The organism is Burkholderia sp. YHN3-13, from assembly GCF_055810675.1.
The window spans coordinates 1-2,157 of sequence record NZ_JBVVNQ010000061.1; the positions used below are offsets into that span (position 1 = coordinate 1).

The window sequence follows — 2,157 nt, forward strand, 5'->3', positions numbered from 1 at the left end:
TCCTCCGCATCCTGATCGTGATCACCTTCGCTATAATCCATTGACCGCGCAACACCACCTTCCAAACTGATCACGTTCGCCGAAACGGCTGATCACCATCACCGAAATCCGCAACAAGGCCGTCAAACCAGCGTAAGGGTGCTGGGAGCCGATCAAAGTCATGAGAATTTACAGCAGAAGAGAAGGGACTGACACACGTTCGGGGAACGTTATGCCAGTCGATCGGTAATTTACACGAACTTCAGAGCGCAGGGGCAATAAGTGGGGCTGGCACGCTGATTTGCGGCGGAATAATGCTCGTTGTTGACGCTGCGGAAGGTGTGCTTCCGAAGCTCGCCATCGCTTGAATAGATTGAGTCATTGCATTAATGGTGAGTTGACCTGCGGCTTTGATTAGTGCCGACTCAGAAGGATTGCTGCTTGTTGCTGCTACAGCAATTGCTAAAGCTGCACTCGTTTGTGAAAGCTGGTCGCTAAGTGAGGCTATAGACGCCGCGATATCCGTCGTCGAGTTGGCGGGTTGAGATGCGCCGATTTGAGCGGCTAAATTCGATCCAGCATCAATTGATAATACATTGGCCGGGTTGTTGCCATCTAGTCCGCTGGTATTAATTCTTGAGTTAAATAGAGAATTGAAAAGGTTTAATGCTCCGCCACCTTGTAGTGCAGTCGTCTCTCCTACTCCGGAGGCAGTTGAGATCAATCCAAAATTGAACGAGGCGGCACTAGTAAATGCGGATACGAAATCATCTGGGTTCACGCCCGTGCTACCCGGATACGTTCTCTGGAGATCTTGGGAACCATTTGGAACGAAGGCAGCGACCATCATGCTTAGGCCGAGTGTTGCTCCCTGATCATTTGCGGTATTTGCAAGTCCGCCCGCGACCTGATTCGCAAAAGCAAGGGAATCGGCAATGCGGTAATTTGCCGGTACAATCAAATATCCGTTTGGATTTGCATTTGAAATTTTATTCCCGGCAACGTCATATATTGGTGCGTTTTGGGCGGTGGATTTATTTGGATCGTTAACGTAGGATCCGTTATAAGACAAAAACGTTGCTTGAATCAGTTGGCCTGCCCGATTTTTCACGTAAAAAATATCCAACATTTTTTCTTATTTGAAAGTTACATTTTCCTCGAGGGTGTCATAAAATGTCACGGCATAATAGTTTTGTGACAATTTTCTTGCTTCGAAACCGACAATTCCAAATGGAGCCTGGCGATTAAGCGAGAGCGCTACGTCTCGCCACGCTTTTGAGCGGTTCTTTGGTTCTCTTAGAATTTGGTTGCTGGAGTCGTACACGACAGCGCGTGTGAACCCAAAGCGCCACCACTCATTGTTAACGGAGCATACGGATAGGCTGAATTTAGAGTCGGTAACTGCACCGTTATTTTTGCAATTTTCGTATGTGGGTGCGTGAATTTTGATGAGTGCGAGATCAATTAGGTAATATTTGAAATTTGCAAATAAAAAGCTCGACCATAATCCGCAAATTACCAATGTAATAAAATATAAATGCATGCGAGACCTCTTGTGCCGGCGTCGCAACAAAGTTGCAATCCAGAAGGCAATGACAAGAGTGGCCGCAATTGCAGATAATCCAATAAGGAGTGGCCTGAATTGGATATAAGTTAACGCGCAAAGTAGGATGCATGTCAGGACCAGATGCTTCGAACATAATCCTATTTTTTTCATGGTTTGCTCGTTTTGTGGTTGACAGGCATTAATTTGATATGCTCAGGTCCGGCGCTTAAAATTCAATATATTGAAATTTAGCAGGTTGGGTGTCGCAATGCGATTGAAAATAAATAATGTGAATATTGTTGATTTGTTGACGCTCAACAACAGGCGAATCGGTAGTCTGCCCCGAACCCCTCAAGGATGACATCAACATTGGCTTCAAGGGTTTCGGTGTCGCCGGCCTATAGGGGCAGCCAGGCGCAGCCGAATCGAAGTGCTTGGAAACCAGTGGGGGAGCAGCACTTGATTAGTAAGCGCCCGAGCAGTACCGTAGTGCAGGTTGTTGACCGCGGAGCTCTACGACGCTATCGGATGGGCTCGACGCGAGCAGTAGGCGGCAGCGATGATGCGACGTTCCACGGGAGCAGTTCGTCGACGCGGTTAGCCGGATAGTCGGCGATGCGCTCGAGCACGTA

General features: G+C 47.8%; 2 protein-coding genes. Both read right to left on the reverse strand.

The genetic code is table 11. The features are described from left to right. Nucleotides 1-241: 241 nt before the first annotated feature. Nucleotides 242-1,108: a hypothetical protein gene (locus tag AC0KUR_RS37770; protein ID WP_473377374.1), complete on the reverse strand. Its 867-nt coding sequence runs from the start codon at nt 1,106-1,108 to the stop codon at nt 242-244. Nucleotides 1,109-2,046: 938 nt separating this feature from the next. Then, a partial coding sequence (locus AC0KUR_RS37775) for a transposase domain-containing protein (RefSeq protein WP_473377373.1) occupies nt 2,047-2,157 on the reverse strand: 111 nt, incomplete at its 5' end.